Origin of the sequence: Roseococcus sp., assembly GCF_965227005.1 — a bacterium.
In the GTDB taxonomy this organism is placed as follows: domain Bacteria; phylum Pseudomonadota; class Alphaproteobacteria; order Acetobacterales; family Acetobacteraceae; genus Roseococcus.
In genome coordinates this window covers 1-24200 of sequence record NZ_CBDDFJ010000004.1, presented here as the reverse complement: position 1 = coordinate 24200, position 24200 = coordinate 1, and the positions used below count along the sequence as shown (strand labels likewise).

General features: G+C 69.1%; 22 protein-coding genes. 7 read left to right on the top strand and 15 right to left on the bottom strand.

Annotated features, from left to right (window positions below):
* Nucleotides 1-133: 133 nt before the first annotated feature.
* The 8 genes from ACO057_RS01700 to ACO057_RS01665 form a co-directional block, all read right to left on the bottom strand.
* On the bottom strand, nt 134-1156 hold the full coding sequence (locus tag ACO057_RS01700; RefSeq protein WP_421988619.1) for a TAXI family TRAP transporter solute-binding subunit: 1023 nt from the start codon (nt 1154-1156) through the stop codon (nt 134-136).
* The gene (locus ACO057_RS01695) at nt 1156-2571 is read right to left on the bottom strand and encodes a hypothetical protein (RefSeq protein WP_421988618.1); all 1416 of its coding nucleotides are present in this window, start codon (nt 2569-2571) and stop codon (nt 1156-1158) included. Before ACO057_RS01695 ends, ACO057_RS01700 begins: the two co-directional genes overlap by 1 nt.
* A gap of 243 nt (nt 2572-2814) precedes the next feature.
* The gene (locus tag ACO057_RS01690) at nt 2815-3717 is read right to left on the bottom strand and encodes an ABC transporter substrate-binding protein (RefSeq protein WP_421988617.1); all 903 of its coding nucleotides are present in this window, start codon (nt 3715-3717) and stop codon (nt 2815-2817) included.
* Nucleotides 3714-4439 (bottom strand): ABC transporter ATP-binding protein, encoded by a 726-nt coding sequence (locus ACO057_RS01685; RefSeq protein ID WP_421988635.1) that lies wholly within the window; start codon nt 4437-4439, stop codon nt 3714-3716. The genes ACO057_RS01690 and ACO057_RS01685 overlap by 4 nt, the downstream gene beginning before the upstream one ends.
* Nucleotides 4440-4447: 8 nt before the next feature.
* The gene (locus tag ACO057_RS01680) at nt 4448-5176 is read right to left on the bottom strand and encodes an ABC transporter ATP-binding protein (RefSeq protein WP_421988616.1); all 729 of its coding nucleotides are present in this window, start codon (nt 5174-5176) and stop codon (nt 4448-4450) included.
* 7 nt (nt 5177-5183) lie between these two features.
* Entirely contained in the window at nt 5184-6179 is a 996-nt protein-coding gene (locus tag ACO057_RS01675) for a branched-chain amino acid ABC transporter permease (protein ID WP_421988615.1), read from the bottom strand.
* Nucleotides 6176-7033, bottom strand: a complete 858-nt coding sequence (locus ACO057_RS01670) for a branched-chain amino acid ABC transporter permease (RefSeq protein ID WP_421988614.1) — start codon at nt 7031-7033, stop codon at nt 6176-6178. Before ACO057_RS01670 ends, ACO057_RS01675 begins: the two co-directional genes overlap by 4 nt.
* A gap of 7 nt (nt 7034-7040) precedes the next feature.
* The gene (locus ACO057_RS01665; RefSeq protein WP_421988613.1) at nt 7041-8285 is read right to left on the bottom strand and encodes an ABC transporter substrate-binding protein; all 1245 of its coding nucleotides are present in this window, start codon (nt 8283-8285) and stop codon (nt 7041-7043) included.
* A 287-nt stretch (nt 8286-8572) separates the two neighbouring features.
* Between ACO057_RS01665 and ACO057_RS01660 the strand changes: the two genes are divergently transcribed.
* From ACO057_RS01660 to ACO057_RS01630, 7 genes are all read left to right on the top strand, one after another.
* Nucleotides 8573-10366, top strand: coding sequence for a hydantoinase B/oxoprolinase family protein (locus ACO057_RS01660; RefSeq protein WP_421988612.1), 1794 nt, complete (start codon nt 8573-8575; stop codon nt 10364-10366).
* 12 nt (nt 10367-10378) lie between these two features.
* A complete protein-coding gene (locus tag ACO057_RS01655) occupies nt 10379-12472 on the top strand; it encodes a hydantoinase/oxoprolinase family protein (RefSeq protein ID WP_421988611.1) in 2094 nt (697 codons plus the stop codon).
* Nucleotides 12473-12547: 75 nt separating this feature from the next.
* Complete coding sequence (locus tag ACO057_RS01650) at nt 12548-13453, top strand: LysR family transcriptional regulator (RefSeq protein WP_421988610.1); 906 nt, start codon at nt 12548-12550, stop codon at nt 13451-13453.
* A gap of 129 nt (nt 13454-13582) precedes the next feature.
* On the top strand, nt 13583-14656 hold the full coding sequence (locus ACO057_RS01645; RefSeq protein ID WP_421988609.1) for a TRAP transporter substrate-binding protein: 1074 nt from the start codon (nt 13583-13585) through the stop codon (nt 14654-14656).
* A gap of 2 nt (nt 14657-14658) precedes the next feature.
* Nucleotides 14659-15264, top strand: coding sequence for a TRAP transporter small permease subunit (locus ACO057_RS01640; RefSeq protein ID WP_421988608.1), 606 nt, complete (start codon nt 14659-14661; stop codon nt 15262-15264).
* Nucleotides 15261-16625 (top strand): TRAP transporter large permease, encoded by a 1365-nt coding sequence (locus ACO057_RS01635; protein ID WP_421988607.1) that lies wholly within the window; start codon nt 15261-15263, stop codon nt 16623-16625. Before ACO057_RS01640 ends, ACO057_RS01635 begins: the two co-directional genes overlap by 4 nt.
* 122 nt (nt 16626-16747) lie before the next feature.
* Complete coding sequence (locus ACO057_RS01630) at nt 16748-17254, top strand: GNAT family N-acetyltransferase (protein WP_421988606.1); 507 nt, start codon at nt 16748-16750, stop codon at nt 17252-17254.
* Between the two features lie 143 nt (nt 17255-17397).
* Here ACO057_RS01630 and ACO057_RS01625 read toward each other — a convergent pair whose 3' ends face one another.
* The 7 genes from ACO057_RS01625 to ACO057_RS01595 form a co-directional block, all read right to left on the bottom strand.
* Nucleotides 17398-18294 (bottom strand): metallophosphoesterase family protein, encoded by an 897-nt coding sequence (locus ACO057_RS01625; protein ID WP_421988605.1) that lies wholly within the window; start codon nt 18292-18294, stop codon nt 17398-17400.
* Between the two features lie 2 nt (nt 18295-18296).
* A complete protein-coding gene (locus ACO057_RS01620; RefSeq protein ID WP_421988604.1) occupies nt 18297-19589 on the bottom strand; it encodes an ABC transporter substrate-binding protein in 1293 nt (430 codons plus the stop codon).
* A gap of 25 nt (nt 19590-19614) precedes the next feature.
* Nucleotides 19615-20439: a carbohydrate ABC transporter permease gene (locus ACO057_RS01615; protein ID WP_421988603.1), complete on the bottom strand. Its 825-nt coding sequence runs from the start codon at nt 20437-20439 to the stop codon at nt 19615-19617.
* Nucleotides 20432-21337, bottom strand: a complete 906-nt coding sequence (locus ACO057_RS01610) for a carbohydrate ABC transporter permease (RefSeq protein ID WP_421988602.1) — start codon at nt 21335-21337, stop codon at nt 20432-20434. Before ACO057_RS01610 ends, ACO057_RS01615 begins: the two co-directional genes overlap by 8 nt.
* Entirely contained in the window at nt 21330-22484 is a 1155-nt protein-coding gene (locus ACO057_RS01605; protein ID WP_421988601.1) for an ABC transporter ATP-binding protein, read from the bottom strand. The genes ACO057_RS01610 and ACO057_RS01605 overlap by 8 nt, the downstream gene beginning before the upstream one ends.
* Nucleotides 22485-22684: 200 nt before the next feature.
* Nucleotides 22685-23956: a DUF2325 domain-containing protein gene (locus ACO057_RS01600; protein ID WP_421988600.1), complete on the bottom strand. Its 1272-nt coding sequence runs from the start codon at nt 23954-23956 to the stop codon at nt 22685-22687.
* Nucleotides 23953-24200 (bottom strand): aldehyde dehydrogenase family protein (locus ACO057_RS01595; RefSeq protein ID WP_421988599.1); only part of this gene is annotated, 248 nt, incomplete at its 5' end. The genes ACO057_RS01600 and ACO057_RS01595, both read right to left, overlap by 4 nt.

Sequence of the window (24200 nt, the reverse complement as noted above, 5' to 3'; positions counted from 1 at the left end):
CCAGCCCGGCGCAACGGCCAACGCCCGACTTAGAGCATCATCCGGCCAGACGGAATCGTCTGGCCGGATAAAGATGTTCGTAAAAACAAATGGCTAGAGCCTGCGCAGTGAGCCCTTGCGAACGGAGAAGGCTCTAGCGACCCTCTGGCCGGGCCGGCATAAAGCGCGTCCAGCCCGGCACCGTGGCCGCGAGGTTCACCTCGCGCCACTTGGGATGCCGCGGCGGGCGCAGCAGGGCCTCGAAATTCGCGGTCAGGGCGTCGATGAAGCGCGAGACCTTGCCGTGCCGCTCGGTGTTCGGCGGCCATCCATAGGCGGCGAGCACCGCGCCGACCGCGACCGTCTCCGCGCCCGCCTCGGGCACCAGCGCCGGATAGTCCGAGGCGGCGAAGCGAGCGGGCAGATAGGTAGCCAGCAGCGAGGCCTCGGGCGGCACCGCGATCAGGCGCAGACCCTCCTCCGGGCGGATCGAGGTGAACAGCCGCGCCGGCTTGCCCGCGACATAGACCAGCGCCGCGATCTCGCCGCGCCGAAGCCGCTCCAGCGCGACGTCCTGGGGATCGTGCCGCTCCTCCACGGCGACGCCCAGCGCACCCAGCAGCAGCGAGGCCGTCATCGCCGTGCCGCTGCCCCGCAGATCGACGTTCACCGCCTTGCCCGCGAGGTCGCGGACCCCGGCAATGCCGGGCCCGGCGAGGATATGGACCTCCTCGTCGTAGAGCTTGCTGACATATTGCACGAGGCGGTCCACCAGCGGGAACAGCCTCTCCCGCCGCGCATAGGCCAGCGCGTCCGACTGCACGATGCCGAGGTCCACGCCGCGCAGGGTCATGATGTCGGCGATGTTCTGCAGCGAGCCCCGACCGATCATGGCGATGACGCGCAGCTGGTCGGAATTGTCCAGCACGGCGGCAAGGTCCGCCGCGATGCGGATATAGGTGCCGTCGACCCCACCGGCGATCAGCCCGACCGTTCCCGCATTGGCCCGCACGGCCAGGGCGCTGAGCCGGGCGACCGGATTGGGCTGCGGGAGCATCGGCGCGGGGGCCTGCGCCGCCGCCTCCCCCGTGACGGCGACGGCCGTCGCGGAAAGCAGCAGGCTGCGCCGCGGGGCGCCTGGGCTCTCGCTGGCCGCATCCGGAGATTCGTCCTGCATCAATGGAACTCCTCCGCTCTGCGGTACCAGAGGCGGGCCTGGTCGGGGTCGGCGCGGATCCCGCGCGCCCCGATTCGGCTCAGCACCTCCGGCTCGAAACTCCGGCCCATGGCCCAGGCGGCGGTCGCGCTGCCGGCCGAAGCCGCGCGCGCATAGAAAAGCCGCGCGGCGGAAACATCGCCACGGGCCAGCATCTCGTCGCCGCGCTGGATGAGAAGATTGATCAGGGCAGACGGCAAAGCGGGCGGCGGCTGCGCGACCAGGATCGTCGCGAGCTCCGTCGGGGACGCCGCCCCGGGAGCGGCCTCGATCGCTGCAACCAGCACCTCCGGCACGGGGCGCGGCGCCCGATCGCCCACGACCGGCGGGGCGGGCGGGAGCTCGATCGCGGCGATGGACAGCGCCGTCTCGAACTGCGCCGCGATGGGCAAGCGCGGCGGGGCTTCGGGCAAGGCCTGCGGTAGGGCCAGAGGCTCCACGGGCTCGGAAATGCGGACCAGGCTCGGCGGGAGGGCGGGGCGCGGGATTTCGGGAATTCCGATCACCGCCACAAGCGGCGCGGGGAGGAGGAGCGCCTCTTCCAGCGGCGGAAGCGGGCCTCGCGGAAACGCCGCCCCGCTGGCCAGGGCGGGCGGAGGTGGCGGCGGGCTCACCTCTCGCGGATCCCCATCCCGCTCAGCTCGCGGCGCGGCGGCGGGGCGGCCCGCCTGGCTGAAGAGGGCCGGCAACTCGGCCCTTATCGCCGGAAGGAGCTGACGCAGGTGCGAGGACCAGGCCTCGGGCCAGGTGACCTGCTGCGCAGGACCGGTCCCGGCCGCGAGGGCCAGGAGGAGAAGGAACCAAAGCGCGGATCGGGAGCGCCGGCGCGCCAGGGGCATAATGTCCGCGGGCGCCTCCTCCAACAACGCGGCCGCGACCGGCTCTTCGGGTGGAAGCGGTTCGCGGACCAGCGGCGGGTCGGGCGCCGAAGGCTCCTCGCGGGGCAACGCCCTGGGGGCCTGCGGTGCTTCCACCAGGAGCGCATGCTGCACATGCCCGATCCACCCCTGCCCGGCGATCCCCAAGGCCGGCTCCAGGGCGAAGGCCGGCTCCAGGACCTTGGAAAGGCGCCACAGATCGTCGATGCCCAGAACCCGGTGGACGATGGGCAGATGACCGGGGAAGGCGTCGCCGAAACCGGCGGCCTGCAGCCGGGCGCGGAGCCGCGGCACGGCTTCGGGGTGGGGCTTCGCCAGGTCCACCAGCGCCACGCCGCGATCCGGATGCGCCAAGGCGAAGTCGATCTCGACCGCGGGAGGAACGGCACCACTCGGGCTGCCCAGGCGCAGCGTTTCCCAGCCGCCCTCAGCGAGGCCCTCTGCCTCGTCCTGACACTCCTGGCCGCCGGTGGAACGGCCGGAGGCAATCCCCCACATGGTCTCCATCGATCCCCGAGGGTCCGGCGCTGGAGAAAGGAACACCAAAATTCAAATAACAGTGAATTATTTACTCATAGTACAAACATTAATTCCGGAATCCCATCGACAATATTGATTAATTACCCCATGAAGTCAAGTAAATGGCAGAACTCCGTTCGGGCGGCCGCCATCCTCCGGGCGAGGTGAGCCCGGGAGGGAGGGCGTGTCATCCGCTAGTGTTCCGGTGCGCCTGAACGCGCGTCAGAGCGTCGCCCTGGCCTCCGCCAGCCAGGACCGATCAATATAATCTTCGGCCCGCGTTCGCGCGCGCGACGGAAGCTCGCGGATCAGCGCGCTGGTCTCGATCAGCGCCTGCACGCCGGCGGCGCTCGCCTCGCCATCGCGCGGGAAGATGGCCTCGCGCGTGTATTCCTCCCAGGCCATGTCGGCGTGGCGCGTCTCGATCCCGGTCTCGGCGACGGCCACGGCATTGGCCTCGTCGCGCTCGGTGTAGAAGCGCTCGTGAGCCCTGAGGAACGCGCGGAGAAAGGGCAGCAGCCTGTCGCGGTTGGCGCCGGCCCAGTCCTGATCGACGTCGAGGCTGGTGAACTGGAAATGCGGCACCTCGTCGCGCGGCTCGCACAGCGAGACGAAGCCCTGCTCGATCGCGATGCGGTTCAGCGGCGCGCCCTGGAGGCCGGCATCGATCTCGCCGCTCCGCAGCAGGTCCCAGCGCGCGAGGATGGGGCCGCAGGGCACCAGCTCGTAATCCGCCGGCCAATGCAGCCCGCGTGCGGCGAGCAGCTTCATGATGAGCGAGGAACTCCCCGCGCGCAGCGAGGACACGCCGATCTTCTTGCCGCGCAGCCCCTCCAGCCCCTCGATCCCGGCGCGGGCGATCAGCGAGAAGGGCAGCTTGTTCACATTGCCGCCGATGATGGCCGTGCGCCCGCCCGTCTCCGCATCCAGGATCACATGCTCGGTGACGCCATAGGCGAGCTGCGCGCGTCCGTCGCGCAGCCGGGCGGCCACCTCCTCGATGCCCTCGATATGGTCGATCTGGACGTCGAGACCCTCGGCCGTGAAGAGCCCTGCCGCGCGCGCGATCCACAGCGGCAGGTTGAAGTAGTTGCGCGAGACGACGGCGACCGTCAGGCGCTTCACGCCGCCGCCTCGTCGCCGCCGATGCCCAGATAGGCGCGCTGCACCTCGGGGCTGCGCGCCAGTTCGTCGGCCGGGCCTTCCAGCACGGAGCGCCCGGTCTGGATGACATAGCCGCGATCGGCGATCTCCAGCGCCAGCTCCACCGACTGCTCGGCGATGAGCAGGGTCAGCCCCTCGTCGCGCAGCACCTGGAGCTTCTCGTACATCATCTCGACGATGGCCGGCGCCAGGCCCAGCGAGGGCTCGTCCAGCAGCAGCAGGCGCGGCGCGCTCATCAGCGCGCGGCCCACGGCCAGCATCTGGCGTTCGCCGCCCGAAAGCGTGCCGGCCTCCTGCCGGCGCCGCTCCTTCAGCTTGGGCAGGAAGTTGAAGACCTTCTCCAGCAGCTCGGCCTCGCGCTTGCGATCGCGGAGCGGCGTGGCGCCGAGGCGCAGGTTCTGTTCCACCGTCTGGTTCACGAAGAGCCGCCAGCCCTCCGGCGCCAGCGCCAGGCCGCGCCCCACCACGGCGAAGGCCGGCTGGCCGGCGATGGAAGCGCCCTCCCACAGCACCTCGCCCGCGCTCGGCTTCACCAGGCCGATGATGGCGTTGAGCACGGTCGTCTTGCCCGCGCCGTTGGAGCCGAGCAGGGCCACGACCTCGCCCTTGCGGACTTCGAGCGACACGTCGGAGACGCCCACGAGATCGCCATAGCGCACCTCGAGATTGCGCACGGAGAGCAGCGCGTCGCTCATGCTTTGGCCTTCCTGCTGAGGCTGCGGCCAAGATAGGCCTCGATCACGCCAGGGTCCTGCACCACCTCGCGCGGCGGGCCCTGGGCGATGACCTTGCCTTGATGGAAGACCACCGCGCGATCGGCGAGGGTGAGGATCACCTCCATCACATGCTCCACGATGACGAGGGTGATGCCGCGCGCATGGATCTGGCGCACCAGCTCAATGGCCGCGCGCACCTCAGTCGGCGTCAGGCCGGCGAGCGCCTCGTCCAGCAACAGGATCTCGGGCTCCGTCGCCAGCGCGCGCGCGATTTCCAGCCGCTTGCGCGCGGGCGTGCCCAGGCTGCCGGAACGCGCCTCGGCGATGGGGCGCAGGCCGGTGAAGTCGATGACCTTCTCGGCCGCGGCCGCCGCGTCCGAGGCGCGGGGATGGCGCAGGAAGGCGCCGACCATCACGTTCTCGCGCACGCTGAGATCGTCGAAGACCGCGGGCACCTGCCAGCTTCGGCCGAGGCCGAGGCGCGCATGCTCCTCCGGCGAGGCGTTCGTGACGTCATGCCCACGCAGGCGGATCGTGCCCGATTGCGGCTGGCGGTCGCCGGCGAGGCAGTTGAAAAAGGTGCTCTTGCCCGCCCCGTTGGGTCCGATCAGCCCGATGATCTCACCCTTGCCGATGGTGAGCGAGGCGCCGTCCACGGCGCGGAAGCTGCCGAAGGCGACGACGATGTCTTTTGCTTCGAGCAAAGGTGCGTCAGCCGGCACGGCGAGCCCTCCAGGCCTGGAACCGCGCAAGAATCTCGGCCAGACCGCCAGGTGCGAAGCGACTGATGAAGACGATGATCGCGCCATAGACGACATAGGTGATGCCCGTGCCGTCGCCGCCGAAGACGGCGTTGGTGAACTCCTCCAGCGGCACGAGGATCGCCGCGCCGACCAGCGGGCCGAAGAGCGTCCCTGCCCCGCCCAGCGCGGCCGCGATGACCATCTTCACCGAGAGCAGGATGCCCAGGCCGCTGTCGGGATCCACGAAGCCCAGCATGGCCGCGTAGAGCGAGCCCGCCAGCGAGGTGAAGCCCGCCGAGACCATCAGCGCATACATCTTGTAGCGCTGCGCCGGCACGCCGAGGCTACGCGCCGCGCGCTCCTGCCCGCGGATCGCGCGCAGGTAGAAGCCCATGCGCCCCTGGTTCATCCACCAGGTGAAGAGCAGCAGCACCGCCAGCACCGCGCCGAAGATGTAGTAATAGGGCAGCGGACTGATGAAGGAGAGATCCATCGTCGAGCGCGGCATGGCCGGCCCCGAGACGCCGACCGCGCCGCCCAGCACCGGCGCATTGGTGACGATGATCCGCGCGAGCTCGGCCAGCGCGATCGTCGCCATGGAGAAGTAGTGGCCCTTCAGCTTCAGCGTCGGCCCGCCGACGACCAGCGCCAGCAGCAGCGACAGCGCGATGCCGAAGGGCGCGCCCAGGATCGGCGCCCATTCGAACCAGGCGAAGCCGAGCAGCGAGGCATAGGCCCCGCAGCCGAAGAACAGCACATGCCCGATGGAGATCTGCCCGGCATAGCCGCCGACCAGGTTCCAGGCCGAGGCCGAGAGCGCGGCCAGCATCACCAAGGCGCCGACGCGCTGGAGGAACTGGTCCTCCACGAAAAGCGGCCAGACGATCAGGGCGGCGAGCACGAGCAGCCCGAAGATCCAGCGGCCCGCGACGCGGGGCGCGGCGGGCGTTTCGGCGGCGCTCATGCCTTGCCCAGCAGACCCTGCGGACGGAACCACAGAACGGCGAGGAAGAGCATGAAGACGACGACGTCCTTGAAGGCCGGGCCGATCCAGAAGGAGGTCAGGGATTCGAGAATCCCGATGGTCAGCCCCGCGACCAGCGCCCCCGGCACCGAGCCGAAACCACCCAGACAGACCACCACGAAGGCGATCAACGATAGCGATTCACCGACTGTCGGCGAGATGTAGAAGAACAGCGCGATCAGCGCGCCCGCGACACCCGTGCAGGCCGCGCCCAGCCCCCAGGCCAGGGCCTGCATCGGGTCGGGGCGGATGCCCACCAGCATGGCCGCGCTGCGATCCTCGGCGACGGCCAGCAGCCGGCTGCCCAGCGCGGTGCGCGTCAGCAGCAGATGCAGCCCGATGGTCAGGGTCAGCGCCGCGAGGCCGGCCACCACGCGGGAAGGTTCCAGCCGCAGCCCGGCGAAGGTCTGGACATCGCCCAACAGGTTTTCCGGCAGGGAGACGAAGTTGGCGGAGAAGATCCACAGCGTGGCGTAGCGCAGCACCAGAGCGAGGCCGAAGGTGCCCAGGATCTGCGCGAGCATCGGCCCGCGCATGACGTGCCGCACCAGCCCGTAATAGACGAGCACCCCCAGCATGAAGAGCGCCAGCGCCGCCAGCGGCACGAAGAGCTCAGGCCCCAGATGCAGGGCGGTGAAGGCGATGAAGGCGACGTACATCGCGATCATGACGAAGTCGCCATGGGCGAAGTTCACCACGTTCATCATGCCCCAGATCAGCGTGAGGCCGGACGAGAACAAGGCGTAGACGGCTCCCACCAGAAAGCCGTTCAGAATGACCTGCGCGAGGATCATGCGATGCTTATTCCCAGCCCTTATAGGGAAGCTGGAGCGGCGCCGTCGCCACCGCCTCGGGCCAGACGGAGACGTATTCGCGCCCGCGCAGCTGCACCAGCAGCACCGAGGCCAGGGTGTTCTGCCCCTTTTCGTCGAAGCGCACGCCGCGATAGCCGATCATCAGCTGATCGGCCGTGAGATTCGTGGCTTTCAATGCGGTCTGGATGGCGGCGGGCTGGGTGGAGCCGGCGCGGTTGATGGCGTCGCACATCACCAGGAAGCCCTGCATGACGCGCGCCGTGGTGTCGTCCATCTCGCGGCCCGTGCGGGCCTTGTAGAGCGCGTTGACCTTGAAGGAATTGCTCCCCGGGCGGCTCGGATCGAAGGCGCTGCGGTTGATGATCCCCTGGGCGAGATCGCCCGCGGTCTGCACGAAGTTATCGTCCGAGAAGCCGGAATTGTCGCCGATCAGGATGGGCGGACGATAGCCCTGCGCGCGCATGGTGCGCGCATAGAGGATGGCGTCGGAGGTGTAGCTGATGAAGATCGCCACATCGGGCTGCGCCTCCTTCAGCTGCAGCACCTGGGCCGAGACGTCGGCGCTGTTGGCGGCATAGGGGATCTGCAGCGCGATGTTGATGCCGCCGGCTTCGGCCGTGCGCCGGATCACCTCGGCGATGGAGGTCCCGTATTCCGTGTTCTCGTTGACGATGGCGACCTTGGAGATGGGACGCCCGTTCACCCGCGCGGCCTTCAGGAACTCGACATAGATCGCGGCGATGTCAGGCCCGATCGGCGTGGTGCGGAAGAACCACTTGAAGCCCCGCTCGGTCAGGTTGGTCGCGACCGATTCACCGGTCAGGAAGGGAATGCCGTGGCGCTCGGCGATGGCGCTGGCGGTGACCGTCATGCCGGATTGATAGGCGCCCACCAGCGCCACCACGCGCTCCTGCGTGATGAGGCGCAGCGCCTGGTTCTGCGCGACCGAGGGGCTGCCCTGCTGGTCCGCGATCACGACCTGCAGCGGCCGTCCGCCGATGCCGGGGAAGCCCGTCGTGGCCATCAGCGGCATGGCGGCGAGGTCGGGCTGGGGCGTGTTGATCAGCTCGACGGCGAGCTCGATCGCGGCCTTGGCCGAGTTGCCGGCCGAGGCCGCGACGCCGGTCAGGGGCAGCAGGGCGCCCACCTTGACCGGGGCGGCCTGCGCCCATGCGGGCGTGGCGAGCAGAAGGGCGGGCGTCGCCAGGAACGGGCGTCGGCTGATGGACATGGACTTCCCCTTGGAGCGAAGACGGTCGATGCCGCCATTCTGATTCGGGCCCAGCCTAGCGGCGTTCCCTCCCGCTGCAAATAACGGTCCCTACCAGGCAGGCGCGGCCGGATCGCAGGCCTTCCACGGCGGGAACTGCGCGGTTTGGCATCAGGTCGGACCGATCCGGATCAGCCTTCGATAAGGTCGCCTTATAGTCCGGCTTTCGGCTTGAGGATTGGACAACTCGTTCCGCCGCCGCTCAGCTTCCCCCCGGGCTCACCTTGCCAGCCTGGAGAAACCCCGACATGTCCGCGCCGTCCTTCGATCCATTCGAATTCGAGCTGTTCCGCAACTCGCTGCTTTCCGTCGCCGACGAGATGGCGCTGACCGTGCACCGCACGACCTATTCCACCGTGCTGCGCGACAACCTCGACTACTCCACGGCCTTCTTCGACGGTCAGGGCCGCATGATCGCCCAGGGCTTCTCCCTGCCCTCGCATCTGGGTTCCATCCCGACCGCGCTCGGCGCGGTGATCGAGCGCTTCAAGGGCGACATCCACCCGGGCGACGTCTATGCGCTGAACGACCCGTTCCATGGCGGCATGCACCTACCGGACATCTTCATCTTCAAGCCGATCTTCGTGGACGGCGAGCTGGTGGCCTTCGCCGGCACCATCTCCCACCACACCGATGTGGGCGGGCGCGTCGCGGGCTCCAATGCGCCGGACAGCATCGAGATCTACCAGGAGGGCGTCCGGATCGCGCCGATCCGCATCTACGACAAGGGCGCGCGGAACGAGACCTTCTTCGAAATGCTGCTGATGAATGTCCGCGTGCCGGAGATGGTCGCGGGCGACATCCGCGCGCAGCTTTCGGCCTGCCATGTCGCGGAAGTGGCCTTCATCGATCTCTGCCGCAGCTATGGCGTGGAGAAGGTGAAGCTGCTGGGCGAGGCGATGCTCGACCATTCCGAGCGCATGACCCGCGCCGAGATCGCCAAGCTGCCCGACGGCGTCTTCGCCTTCGAGGACTATCTGGACGATGACGGCATCGACGTGGGCAAGCCCATCGCGCTGAAGGTGACCGTCACCAAGACCGGCGACCGCATCCTCTTCGACTGGACCGGCTCCTCGCCGCAGGTGCGCGGCGCGCTGAACTGCACCCTGTCCTTCACCAAGTCGGCCGCCTATTGCGGGCTCTTCTCCGTGATGGAGAACCGGGTGCCGAACAATGACGGCGCCTTCCGCGCCATCGACGTGATCGCCCCGCTCGGCACTATCACCAATTGCGTGCATCCGGCCTCGGTCGCCGCGCGCGGCCTGACCGGCTTCCGCATGGTCGATACCGTCTTCGGCGCGCTGGCGCAGATGGTTCCGGGCAAGGTCACGGCCGCCGGCGACGGCGGCAACACCAATATCTCGATCGGCGGCTACGACGCGGATCGCAAGCCCTACATCTTCTGCGACTTCACCTGCTGCGCCTGGGGCGGACGCGCCTTCGCCGACGGCATCGACGGCAATTCTCACATGTTCGCCAACATGGCCGGGCAGTCCTCCGAGGTGATCGAGGCCGAGAACCCGCTCTTCGTGGAATGCTACGAGCTGGTGGGCGATCGCGGCGGCGCGGGCAAGTTCCGCGGCGGCGCGCCCTATCGCCGCGCCTATCGCTTCCTGGGCAACGAGGCGGTGATCTCCATCCGCTCCGACCGGCGCGACATCCGGCCCTATGGGCTCTATGGCGGCTATCCCGGTGGCGTCTCGATGAACTACCTGACCCGCACGGGCGGCGCCCCGGAAGTCTACCCCGCCAAGTTCTACGGCCAGCTTCGCCACGGCGACCTCTTCGTGCATGAGACCGCGGCGGGAGGCGGCTGGGGCGACCCGCTGGAGCGCGATCCCGAGCATGTTCTGCGGGATGTCCGGAACGAATTCGTGAGCGCCGGGAATGCCGGCAAGCTCTACGGCGTCGTGCTGGCGACCGATGGCCGCTCGGTGGACGCAGTGGCGACCCAGGCGCTGCGGGTCAGGCTCCGCAAGGCGCGCGCCTGGCAGGACACGCCCTATGCCCTTCGCGAAATGCCCGCACTGGCCGCCGAGTAAGGATCGAGAGACATGAGCAAGGTTCGCATCGGCGTCGATATCGGCGGCACCTTCACCGATATCAGCATCATGGATGCCCAGGGCGGCATCATCACGAAGAAGGTCTCGTCCACGCCCGATAATTATGCCCGCGCGATCGGTGAGGGCCTGGCGGCGGCCTTCGGCGAGAACGCGCTCGGCGGCGCGGATGTGGCGGAGCTGCTGCACGGCACCACCGTCGCCTCCAACGCGATCCTGGAGCTGAAGGGCGCGCGCACCGGGCTGATCACTACCAAGGGCTTCCGCGACGTGCTGGAGCTGCGCCTGCTGCGCATGCCGCGGCTCTACGACCTCCTCTGGGAGAAGCCGCCCACCCTCGTCGAGCGCAGCCTGCGCCTGGAGGTGACCGAGCGCGTCGACGCCAAGGGCGAGATCGTGACGCCGCTCGACGAGGCCGAGGTCGAGGCGGCGGTGGACAGGCTCGTGGCGGAAAAGGTGGAGGCCATCTCCGTCTGCCTGCTGCACTCCTACGCCAACGACACGCATGAAAAGCGGATCCGCGACATCATCCGCCGGCGCGCGCCGGGGATGGTGCTCTCCATCAGCTCCGAGGTTCTGCCGGAGATCAAGGAGTACGAGCGCACCTCCACCACCGTCATCAACTCCTATGTGAAGCCGGTGGTGAACCGCTACCTGACCTCGCTGGGCCAGGACCTGAAGGGCGTCGGTATCACCGCGCCGCTGCTGCTGATGCAGTCCAATGGCGGGCTGACGCCGGCCGAGGTCGCGGCCGAAATGCCAGTGCACATCATCGAATCCGGCCCCGCCGCCGGCGTGATCGGCGCGCGCTCGCTTGCCCGCCGCGCGGGCTTCGACAAGATCATCTCCTTCGACATGGGCGGCACCACCGCCAAGGCCGCGCTGGTCGAGGACGGCGAGGTGACGCGCGCCGAGGAGTACTCCGTGGGCGGCGGCATCATGATCGGCTCGCGGCTGATGTCGGGCGCGGGCTATGTGCTGAAGGTGCCGGCGATCGACCTGGCCGAGGTCGGCGCGGGCGGCGGCTCCATCATCGCGATCGACGCCGGCGGCGCGCCGCAGGTGGGCCCACAGAGCGCGGGCTCCTTCCCCGGCCCGGTCTGCTACGGCCTCGGCGGCGAGGAGCCGACCGTCACCGATGCCAATGTCGTGCTGGGCTATCTCAACCCGACCCATCTCGCGGGCGGCGCGGTGAAGCTGCATGCGGACAAGTCGAAGGCGGCGCTGACGGAGAAGGTGGCCAAGCCCCTCGGCATCGAGGTGGAGCGCGCGGCCTATGGCGCGCATATGGTCGCGGCGGCCAATATGATCCGCGCCATCAAGGCCGTGTCCTCGGAGCGCGGCCGCGATCCGCGCCAGTTCGCGCTGGTCGCCTTCGGCGGCAACGGGCCGCTCTTCGCCGCGGGCATGGCGCGCGCGCTCGGCATGGGCAGCGTCATCGTGCCTCCCTCGGCGGGCGTCTTCTCCGCCGTCGGGCTGCTTTATTCGGATGTGGAATACAATCTCTCGCGCACCTACCGGCAGCACACCCGCCTGCTCGACCTGCCGGCCCTCGTCGCGGCCTGGCAGGGGCTCGAGGATCAGGCCCGCGCGAAGCTGACCGCCGATGGCTTCCGGCCCGACCAGATCAAGCTGCGGCGCTTCGCCAAGCTGCACTACAAGGGCCAGGCCTATGAGCTCTCGGTGCCGGTGCCCGACGGCCCGATCACCGAGGCGACCGCGGCGCAGCTCGACCAGGCCTTCGGCGACGAGCACGAGCGCACCTATGGCCACCGCGCGGGCCCGGGCGAGCCCGTGGAGCTGGTCAGCCTCAACCTCACCGCGGTGGGCGAGCTCGATACCCTGCGCGACGCGCGCGGCGGCCTCGTGGCATCGACGCAGGCGCCCGGCGAACGCCAGGCCTATTTCGGACCCGAGCACGGCTGGCTGGCGACGCCCGTCCTGAGCCGTGAGCATCTCGTCGGCCGCGACTGGCCGGGCCCGGCGGTGATCGAGGAATACGACTGCACCTGCGTGGTGCCGCCCGGCATGACGGCCAGGCTCGACGCGCACGGCAACATCGCGATCGCCACCGGCCTCGGGGCTTAGTCCAGGGACTTAGAGGCCGCCATTGCGAGGGCGACACCCCTCCGGCATCCTGACCGGAGTGGGGGGCCTTTGGTCTTGGTCGAGTTTCGAAGTCTGGAGGTCTTCTACTGGGTTGCGACCCTGCGCAGCTTCGGGCGCGCCGCGGAGCGGCTCTATACGACCCAGCCCGCCGTCTCCCAGCGCATCGCGGCGCTGGAGCTGGAACTGGGCGGCAAGCTGCTGGAGCGCACGCGCCGGGAGGCGCTGCCGACCGCGAAGGGCAAGGTGCTGCTGGAGTATGCCGACCGCCTGCTTCAGCTGCGGAACGAACTTCTGAAGGCGGTGGCCGCCCCCTCCTCGTTCAGCGGCCTGGTGCGCCTCGGGGTCTCGGAGACCATCGCGCAGACCTGGCTTTCCGACTTCATCGAGCGCGTCAGCAAAGCCCATCCGCTGGTGACCTTCGATATCGAGGTCGACCTGACGGTCCGCATGCGGCGCGACCTGCTGCAGCACGCGCTGGACCTGGCGCTCTGCGTCGGTCCCATTTTCGAGCCGGGCTTCATCGACCTGGAACTGCAGCCCTTCGAGCACGTCTTCGCCTGTAGTCCCAAGCTCGGCCTCGGCCCTGGCCCCCTGTCCGATGACGTGCTGGAGCGCCAGGCCTTCGTCACCTATCCGCGCAACACGCCGAACTATCACCAGCTCCAGCAGATCCTGAGGGAAAGGACGCGGAAGATCCCGCGCATCCACGTCAGCGCTTCCATCGCCACGATCATCCGCATGGCCGTGGACGGGATCGGCATCTGCATGCTTCCCGTGGCGGTCATGCAGGCGGAACTCGCGAGAAACGAACTGCATCTGGTCGATCCGCGGATCGATGTGCCGCCGATCCGATTCACGGCGACATGCCGGGCAGCGCCCGAGGATGCGCTGATGCCCAGCCTTGCGAGGATGGCGGTCGAAGTGTCGCGTTCTTATGCAGACAGGCATAAGACATTCTAATGATCCGACGTTCGCAATGACGATTTGATCTGACCGCCCAGGGGCGATCCACTTCCGCCTCGTAAGGCCTCCAGAAGCAGCCCGGCCCACGCCAGGCACAACGGCCCCGACGCAGAGGACCGAGATATAATGATCCGCCGCATCTTCCACTGCACGCTGACCGCCTTGAGCCTGGCCTCATTGCCCGCCTTGGCTCAGACTCCCCAAGGTCTGCCCGCCGGCCCTCGTGTTGCGATCACGGCGGTGACGCAGCCCTTGCCCACGCAGCCGCAATACGTGCTCGACCAGCGCATTTTGCGTGACGGCCTGCGCGAGCGCAGCGGCGGTCGCATCGAGATGACGCTGGCGAGCCATGCCGAGCGGAACCTCTCGGGCAACGAGATCGTCCGGCTGGTTCGCTCCGGCCAGGCCGAGATCGGCGCCGGCACCCTCTCCACCCTCTCGGGCGACGTGCCCATCCTCGACGGCGTGGACCTCGCCGGCCTCGCGCCCGATATCGGCCTGGCCCGTCGCATCGCCGACGCCATGACGCCCGTCGCCAATCGCGACCTGGAGCGCTTCGGCGTCCGCATCATGGCGATGTTCCCCTTCCCCGCGCAGGTGCTCTTCTGCCGCACGCCCTTCGCCACGATGGCCGATCTGCGCGGGCGGCGCGTCCGCACCTTCGGCAACAGCCTCGTCGATTTCTACGCCGCCCTCGGCGCCCAGCCGACCTCCATCGGCTTCCCCGAGGTCTATTCGGCCCTGGAGCGCGGCGTGGTGGATTGCGCCATCACCGGCTCCGGCTCGGGCGTCGCCGCCCGCTGGCCCGAGGTCTCGACCCATATCAGCGACCTGCCGGTCAGCTGGGCCGTCGCCGCCTATATCGTGAACCTCAACTGGTTCAACCGCCTGGAGCCGCCGGTGCGCGAGCTCATCGAGGCGACCTTCCGCCAGCTCAGCGACGCGCAATGGGAGCTCGGCGCCACGGGGACGCGCGACGGCATCGACTGCGCCACGGGCAATCGCGACAACTGCCGCATCCACACCCTGGCCGCGCGCCCCATGACCGAGGTCAAGGCCAGTGACGCCGACAAGGCCGAGACGCGGCGCATCTTCCAGCAGGTCGTGCTGCCCGGCTTCGTGCGCCGCTGCGGCGCGCGCTGCGGCGAGATCTACAACCAGGTGATCGCTCCCCTCTCGGGCGTGCGGTTCGGCGGCTGAGCGTGCTGCGCTTCGCCACGCAGCTCCGCCGCGGCGCCACGGCGGTGGCGGCGTTCATGGCCTGGGTCGCGGGCTGGAACTACGTCGCCTGCGCCCTCTTCATCACCGGCGACATCGTCGGCCGCAACGTCTTCGGCGTCTCCTCGGCCGCGACCGTGGAGATCACCGGCTACATGCTCGCCTGCGGCATCGCCTGGGCGCTGGCCCATACCCTGGCCTGCCGCGCGCATATCCGCGTCGACGTGCTGGTGACGCGCATGCCGCTGCGCCTGCGCGCGCCGCTGCACCTCTTCTCGCTGGCGCTGCTCATCGCCTTCGCGGCCTTCACCGCCTGGGTCGCCTGGGAGCTGGTGGACGAAAGCGCGCTCTTCGACGCCCATGACAATTCGGCCCTGCGGGTGCCCATGGTGATCCCGCAAGGCCTCTGGGCCGTCGGCATCACCGCCTTCCTGGCGATGACGCTGGTGCTGATGCTGGAGGGCACGCTCGCCCTCCTGCTCGGCCAGCCCGAACAGCTCGACCGGCTGCTCGGCTCGCGCACGATCGACGACGAGGCGGAGGAAGCCCTCGAGGCTGTCGCCATGGCACGCGAGGGCTCCACGACTTGATCGCAATCGTTTTCCTGCTCGGACTGCTCGGCGTCGTCCTCTTCGCCGCGGCCTCGGGGGCGCAGGCCCTGCCCATCGCCGAGATCCTGATGCTGATCGGCATCTTCGTCGTCTTCTTCGGATCGGGCGTCTATATCGCCGCCGTGCTCGGCGTGCTCGCCTTCCTCACCGGCTTCCTGTTCAGCGACCGCCCCTGGTGGAACTTCGCCGGACAGACGCTCTGGGGGCCGTCCTCCAACTTCGTGCTCGTCGCGGTGCCGCTCTTCCTGCTGATGGGCGAGATCCTGCTGCGCGCGGGCCTGTCGGACCGATTGTACCGCGCGCTCAACGTCTGGCTGAACCGCCTGCCGGGCGGGCTGCTGCACACCAATATCGTCAGCTGCGCGGTGTTCAGCGCCATCAGCGGATCGAGCGTCGCCACCGCCGCCACCATGGGCTCGGTCGCGCTGCCCTTCTTCCAGGGCACCAAGTACAACCAGCGTTGGGTGCTGGGCTCGCTGGCGGCCGGCGGCGCGCTGGGCAACCTGATTCCCCCGGGCATCACCTTCATCATCTACGGCCTGATCACCGAGACCTCGGTGGGCGCGCTCTATATCGCGGCCCTGCTGCCCTCGATCCTGGTGACGGGGATGTTCCTGGCGCTGATCGCCTGGCACGGCCACCGCAACCCGATGGAAAAGCCGCCCAAGCTGCCGCTGGGCATGAAGATCCGCGCGCTGCGCGACCTGATCCCCACGGTGCTGCTGATCGTGCTCGTCCTGGGCTCCATCTATGCCGGCTGGGCGACGCCGACCGAGGCCGCGGCCCTGGGCGTCACGGGCGCGATGTTCTTCGCGGCCCTCGAGCGCAAGCTGACCCTGCGGATGCTGCACGCCTCGGCCGAGGCCACGGCGCGCAACACCGCGCTGCTGGGGCTGATCATCTTCGGCGCCTATCTGCTGAACTACATCCTGACGACCATCAACGTGCCCCAGGCGCTGGCCGCACTCATCTCCGACCTGCCGCTGCCGCCCTGGGCCATCATGCTCTGCATCATCGGGCTGTACTTCGCGCTCGGCACCTTCATGGAGGGCTTCTCCATGATCATCACCACCGTGCCGGTCATCTTCCCGGTGGTCGTGGCCCTGGGCTACGATCCCATCTGGTTCGGCGTGATCGTGACCATGCTCGTCGAGATCGCACAGATCAGCCCGCCAGATGGAACCGTCATGTATGTGCTCCAGGGTATGCGACCCAAGGCAGGACCCATCACAGATGTCTTCGTGGGCGTCATGCCCTTCCTCCTTGTCTACCTCGGAGCCGTCATGCTGATGCTCATCTTCCCAGAAATCGCTCTCTGGCTACCACGAATATTGTCCTGATCCGGAAGTGGCGTGCACCGGCCTTTCACTTGGCGGAGACCAGGTTTTTAGCCTGACCGTCTATAGGTTCGCGCCCGGCAACCAGTGCCCTGCGCACGCCACGCCTCGGAAGGTTCACTGTCGTGGAAGGTGATATTCGTATCAGACAGGTTCGGGAGGCTGACGCGCCCGCGCTGGCCGCCCTGCTCAACGAAGTCATCGCCCGTGGAGGGACGACCGCACTGGAAGAGCCTTTCACGCCGGAGGGGTTGTCTGCGGCCATGTTGACCGGTCCCGATGTGATCTGCTGCTTCGTGGCCGAGGATGCCGCCGGGAGCCTCGTCGGCTTTCAGTCGCTCACGCGATCGGCCCAACTGCCGGTTGGCTTCGGCGACATCGGCACCTTCACTCGCGTTGGGCACGTGCAGAAGGGAACGGGCTCCCGCCTATTCGTGGCGACGCAAAGGGCGGCCGGGGAGCGAGCGCTCACAACGATCAACGCGACCATTCGCGCCGACAATGTCGGCGGCCTCGCCTTCTATGGCCGATTGGGCTTCACCGAACATAGCGTCCGTCGTGCCGTGCCCTTGAATAACGGCACGCCCGTCGATCGGATCAGCAAGCGTTACGCGCTACGGCGCAGCGATTAGTACCGCCCGCTTCGGACCTCCGCAGGGTCATACGGATGGGGTTTTGTCCCCCGGCTCGCGCCACAGCCATCGGCGATGAGCGGCCTCTTCGGATACCGCGCAACCGGCGTGGCCCCCCCGCGCCGGCTGCACAGAACTCTCCGTCAGGCCGCCTCGTCCACCGTCGTCGCGGGGGTAAGGCCCAGGAAGGGCGCACCGCCCGCCAGTTCGCCGTAGTGGCCGATGCCGCCGCGCAGCCAGTTGCCGATGTCGATGTTGATCATGGCCGCGGGCTCGCGCAGCGTCACGCGCGGCTCCTCGGCCAGCTCGAGCATCATGTAGCCCACGCGGCGGCGCCCGCCGCGCTCGGGCAGCCATTCGCCCGCGATGTCCTGCACGAAGGCCGTGCCCGGCACCCAGACATGGCGTGCGCCGTCGATCACGCGATCGCGCGCCTCATGCAGGTGGCCCGAGATCAGCAGCCGCACCGCTTGCTCGCGCAGCAGCCGCGCGACCGGCTCGCGCCTCTCCGGATACCAGAAGGACTGGCTGGCCGCCGTCTCCAGCGGATCGGCGTTGCACAGCGGCTTGTGGAAAAGCAGCGCGACCGGCCGGCCGCCCGCGCTCGCCACGGCCTCCTGCAGGAAGGCCTCCTGCTCCGCCTCGGCCGCGAGGCCCGAGCCGCAGATCAGGCAGTTGAGCCCGATGATCCGCCAGGCACCGATGTCCAGCATCCAGCGGTCCTCGCCGAAATGCCGCAGCCAGGCGGCCTGGCGGGCCTCCGTCACCACCGCCTCGCCACGCAAGTCCGGGATGCAGTTGCCGACGTCGTGGTTGCCCGGCACCGCGTGCCAGGGCGCGGGCAGCCGGTCGAGCTCGGCGCGGGCGAAGGCAAGGTCGTCCTCGCGATGCGGCCCGTCCAAAGCGAGGTCACCGCCCACCAGCACCAGGTCCGGCTTCTCCTCCGCCAAAGCGCGCAGGAGGAGCTCCCAATTGGCGTGGAAATAGGGCTTGGCCCGGCTGAGATGGAGGTCGGAGATCAGGGCGACGCGCGGCGCCATGCTCAGCTCCTCCGCCGGGGCAGCAACGCCTGCACCTCGGTGGCCATGCGGTCGAGCCCGGCCTCCGGCGTGCTGCGCTGCGCCACGATGGCCTGCATCTGGTCGTTGATGACGTCGGTGATCTTCAGCGCGTTCTGGCCGGGGAAGGCGTACCAGCCGGTGATGACGTCCTGCTGGCCGATGGCCGTGAGGTGGTTCGGGTTCTCGCGGTAGAAACGGCCCAGCAGGTCCTCGCGCGCGGCGGGGATTGTGGTGGCGGGCATGTAGCCGGTGTGGTTCACCATCATGGTGCCGCCGACCGGGCCGGTGGCGAACTTGATGAACTTCCACGCCGCCTGCTGCTTCGCCGCGTCGCGCGCGAACATCATCGCCACGTTGCCGCCCGCCGGCAGGCGCGGATTGGGGCCGGGGATGGGGAAGCGCCCGGTCTTCAGCGGGAAGCGACCGCCGATCTCGCGGTTGAAGCGGCCGAGCTGCGCCGTGGAATTCATGACGATGCCCATGCGGCCTGCGACAAACTCGCCCATCATCGCATTGGAGCGGCCATCGGGCATGCGGCCCTCGGTCAACATGGTGCCGAGGTCACGGGCCGCCGCGCGGCCCGGCGCATCGGCGAAGGCCACCTGCGTCTCGTCGGCGTTCAGCATGCTACCGCCGCGGCTGAAGACCAGCGACTGCCAGGACCAGTTGCCGGTGATCGTCCAGTCGAAGAAGAGGCCGTTGATCCCCTCCTGGCTGCCATGGATGGCGCGCGCCAGGGCCGCGACCTCCTCCCAGCTCGAGGGCAGCTTGTCGGGGTCGCCGCCGGCGCGGCGCAGCAGATCGACATTGTAGTAGACGACCGGCGTCGAGAGCGCGAAGCCGATGCCGATCTGCTTGCCGCCGACCTGGCCGAGGCTCAGCAGGCTCTCCGAATAGCCGAGCGATGGCGTCTCGGGATCCGCCTGCATGAAGGGGCGGAAATCGACGGGGATGTCGCGCTCGAGCAGGGTGCGCTGGCGGTTGAGGCCGTGGAAGGCGACATCGGGCAGGTTGCGCGTGATGGCGTCGCGCAGGTTGCGCTGCAGGATGGATTCATAATCCGCCTCCGGCGCGCGATAGGTCACGCGGATGCCGGGGTTCTGGCGCATGAAGACAGTCGCCACCTCCTCCATCAGGCCGCGCACCGTGGCCGCGTTGCCGTACTGGACGCTGAGCTCGATCTCGCGCGACTGGGCGCGCGCATAGAGAGGCAGGGCAAGGGTGGTGGCGGCAAGGCCGGTCGTGCCGAGAAGGCCGCGACGGGTCGGTGTCATGATGAGGTGATCTCCTGGGGGTGGTTTACTTGACGCCACTCATGGTCACGCCGCGCACGAAGGCGCGCTGCGCGAGCAGGAAGGCGATGGCGAGAGGGGCGGTGGTCACCGTGGCCGCGGCCATGAGCGGGCCCCAGCTGGTGCCGGACTCGGTGTCGCTGAAGAAGGCGATGCCGAGCGGCGGCGTCATGAGATGCTCGCTCTGGACCGCGATGTACGGCCAGAAGAACTCGTTCCAGTTCCAGATGAACGAGAGGCAGCCGAAGGCTGCAAGCGCCGGCGCCGCCGTAGGCAGCATGATGCGCCAGACGATGCCGAGCTCCGACAGCCCGTCCATCCGCGCCGCCGCGATCAGGTCGTTCGGCACGGTGCGGAAGAACTGCCGCATGAGGAAGATGCCGAAGACGCTGACGGTCGAGGGCAGGATGATGGCGGCATAGGTGTCGAGCAGGCCGAGCTGCCACAGCCCGATATAGAGCGGGATCGCCGGCACCTGCGGCGGGATGAGCAGCGCCAGCAGCACCAGGCCGAAGACGGTGTCGCGCCCGCGCCAGCGCAGCTTGGCCAGGGCATAGGCCATGGGCAGCGCCGTCACCGCCTGCGCCGCGAAGATGCAGAAGGTGACGATGAAGCCGTTCATCAGGAAGCGCGCCAGCGGCACCTTGGTGAAGGCGGCGCTGTAGTTCTCCCAGGCGCTCCACTGCTCCGGCAGCAGCCGGAACTGGGGCGCGAAGATCTCCGCCGCCGGCTTCACCGAAAGCGACAGCATCAGCACGAAGGGCGCGAGCATCACCGCGGCGCCGAGCAGCAGCACGGCGTGGCGGAACAGAGGGCCGAGGCGATCAGCCATAATGCGCCCTCCGGTCCAGGATCACGGTCTGCGCGACGGTGATCGCCAGGGTGAAGACCAGGAACACCACGGTGATCGCCGCGCCATAGGCGGTGCGCAGGAAGCGGAAACCCTCCTGCACCATGGTGTAGAGCAGCACCTCGGTGGACTTGTTCGGCCCGCCCTCGGTCAGGACCGCGACCGTGTCGAAGACCTGGAAGCTACGGATGGCGGTGATGGCGACGACGAAGACCAGTGCGGGCCCGAGCATCGGCCAGGTGACGCGGCGGAAGCGCTCCCAGGCCCCGTCCGCGCCGTCCAGCGCCAGCGCCTCGTAGAGATCCTTCGGGACGCCCTGCAGCCCCGCGATGAAGAGCACCATGGCGAGGCCGAGATTCTGCCACACGCCGATGACCGCGATCGCCAGCAGCGCGACGTCGGGGTTGTTCAGCCAGTCCGTCACCGGCAGGCCGAGCGTGCGCAGGGCCTGGTTCACGAAGCCCACCGTCGGGTGGAACATGAACTCCCACACCAGCGCCATGGCGAGCAGGGTGGAGGCCACGGGCAGGAAGTAGGCGGCGCGGTAGAAGCCGCGGAAGCGCCCCACGCTCTCCACCAGCAGCGCCGCGCCAAGGCCGAGGCCCACCGTGGCCGGTACGGAGACGCCGACATAGATCAGCGTGTTGCGCAGCGAGGTCCAGAACACCGGATCGGCGGCGAGCTGCTCGTAATTGCCGAGGCCGATCCACTCCATCTCGGCGTCGCCGAGGCTCCAGCCGGTGAAGGAGAGCAGCAGCACCGCCACCACCGGCCCGAGCAGCATGAGGATCATCAGGATGAGGGCCGGCAGGGCCAGCGCCCAGGCCGCGAGGGCCTCGGCCCGCCCCCCCGGCCATTTGCCGGCGCGGGCCTCAGCCATGGGCGGGCTCCAGCGCCATGGCCCCCAAGCTGCCGGCGCGACAGACCATGCGCTTGCCCTCCGCATCGAAGAGCAGCGCGCGGCGCGGCATCAGCCTCAACGGCGCGCCGATCGCGTGATCATTGGCCTCGGCGGCCTCCACCTGCGCGACCAGCGGCTGCGCGAGGCCGGGCGCCGTGCAGTAAAGCAGCGCCTCGCCGCCCAGGCGCTCGATCCGTGCCAGGGTGACGGGGATGCCCTGCCCCGCCGGGCGCAGCGCCTCGGGCCGCACACCCATCATGACGCCCTCGCGCTCGGTGCCCGTGGCGTGGAAAGGCAATGCCATGCCGAGCGCCTCGACCGCACCCGAGGAGAGAAGGCGAACAGGAAAGACGTTCATCGACGGACTGCCGACGAAGCGCGCGACATCGAGACTGACGGGATCGTCGTAGAGCGACTGCGGGGCCGCCACCTGCAGCACGCGGCCGCCCTGCATCACCGCCACGCGGTCGGCCATCGCCATGGCCTCCTCCTGGTCGTGGGTGACGTAGAGGATGGTGGCGCCGAGGCGGCGCTGCAGCGCGACGATCTCGGCCCGCGCCTCGATGCGCAGCTTGGCGTCGAGGTTGGAGAGGGGCTCGTCCATCAGGAAGGCGGCGGGCTGGCGCACCATGGCGCGGGCCAGCGCCACGCGCTGGCGCTGGCCGCCCGAAAGCTGCGCGGGCTTGCGCCCCAGCAGGGCCCCGAGCTGGAGCGGCCCCGCGACGCTGGCGACATCCTCGGCGATGTTCCCGCGCGCCGCGCGCGTGCCGGGCAGCAGCCGGCCGAGAAGCGGCAGGCGCTGCCAGGCCGAGAGGCGTCGCATCTCCAGCGGCAAGGCGATGTTCTGCCCGACCGTCATGTAGGGGTAGAGCGCGTAGCTCTGGAACACCATGGCGAGGTCGCGCGCCTTGGGGCGCAGATGCCCGACCTCCACCCCGCCCAGCCGCACCTCGCCCTGGTCCGTGCCTTCCAGCCCGGCGAGGATGCGCAGCAGCGTGGACTTGCCGCAGCCCGAGGCACCGAGGATCGCCAGGAATTCGCCATCGGCCACGCGCAGCGTGACGTCGCGCAGGACGTCGGTGGTTCCAAATTTCTTGCCGATGCCGATGAGGTCGACGCTCGCCATGCCAGTTCCCTTATGCCGCGCGGCTTCTAGCCATGGGGCGGCAGGGTTGTGCGTGATCCTTTCATGAAGCTCCCTCAGGCGAGGCTATGCCGCACAGCTGAGAGGGGCGAGCCGTGGTTCGTTCCCGCCGATATGAGCCGCGCGCTGGAGATCGGCCATCCGTCCGATGCAGCTTGCCGGCGGCGTCGCGGAAAGCGGCGTTACAGCGGGGTCTCGGCTTCGCTCGGTCGGCCTTGCTCGGTCAGGGCTGCCAGGAAGCTACTCATGCCGGACGAGCGCAACGGGCGGTAGGGACGGCCCACCGCGCGGCAGATCCGCTTCACGGCCCAGACGGCCTCGTGGCTCACGCAGTCGACCGGGAAGACTACCAGCTCCGCGCGACGGACAAGGCCGGGCAACTGGCTGCCGCTCTCCTCCACACCGCCGTCATGGTGGATCAGCGCGACGCCGAGCCGGGCGGCGCCCTCGCGCAGGGCGGGAACCTGGCTGGGCCGCCCCCCGACATAGAGCACGGTCCCGAGAAGGGAGGCAGCTGGCGCTCCCGGCGTTTCGCCCGGCGCCAAAAGGGCCAGGCCGGCCTCGGCCTCGGCGGCGCGCCGCCGCGCTTCCTCCACCTGCGCTTCGGCCGCGACGGCGCGGCGTTCGGCCGCTTCGGCCTTCGCCTCCGCTTCGCTGCGACGCGCTTCCAGCGCCGCCGCACGCTGCTCGGCCGCCTCCAGCCGGCGTTGGAGTTCCGAGGGCGGCTCCGGCGGCGGCGCGGCGACCTGGACGAGGCGCCGCGTGGCCAAGGCCTCCTGCGCTGAAGTCCGCTCCTCGACCAGCTCCTGCATCCGGGCCTGCTGGCGCTGGATGGTCTCGCGCTGCTCGGCGAGTTCGCGGTCCTGCGCGACGAGGCGGCGGATATCGGCGCGATTGGCCGCGCCCACGAGGTGCGAGAGCATGTGCACCGCGCCGAAGGCCTCGCGCGTCAGCGCGTCATCCAGCGCCGGATGCGTCAATACGGCCCAATAGGCGCCGGGGATGTCGCCAGCCTCCTGCGCCTCGCGCCAGAGCGCGCGCAGGGCATTGACGTCTCGTGCCGCAGCGAAGCGGTGGATCGCGCCGGAATGCCGCTCGTCCAGCGCCTTGTTCAGCAGCTTCCCGCCATGATCGTCCTTCGAGCCCAGCCCGACACCGCGGCCATGCAGGTCGTGATCGCTGGCGCCGGCGGGGACAAGGTCGAGCTTGCGCAACAGCCGGCGCAATTCGTCGGCCGAGAGACAGGTGCCGACGATGGAGCAGTGGAAGGTGCCGGCCAGGTCCCAGATCCGGCGGCGCCGCGTTGGGGCCGGCGCCGATACCGCGACGGAGGGCGGCGGCGCATTGGCCAGGAAGGCGGCGAGCGCAGGCAAGGCGGGCGCCGGCCGGCCGGGCAGGCGGATCGCGCAATCGCACGCCTCCTGCAGGACCCGGCGGGCGCCCGCGTCGCTCATGCGGCGGCCACCAGATGCGAGACGTTCTTCGTCACCGTGTAGCAGGCCAGCCCCTCGGAACCGCCCTCTCGGCCATAGCCGCTGTCCTTCACGCCGCCGAAGGGCGTCTCCGCGATCGAGGCGGTGAGGTGGTTGATCGAAAGATTGCCGCACTCCAACCCGTCCGAGAGCGCCTCGACGTTCGGCGCCGAATGCGTGAAGGCATAGGCGGCGAGGCCGAAGGGCAAGGAATTCGCCTTCTCGA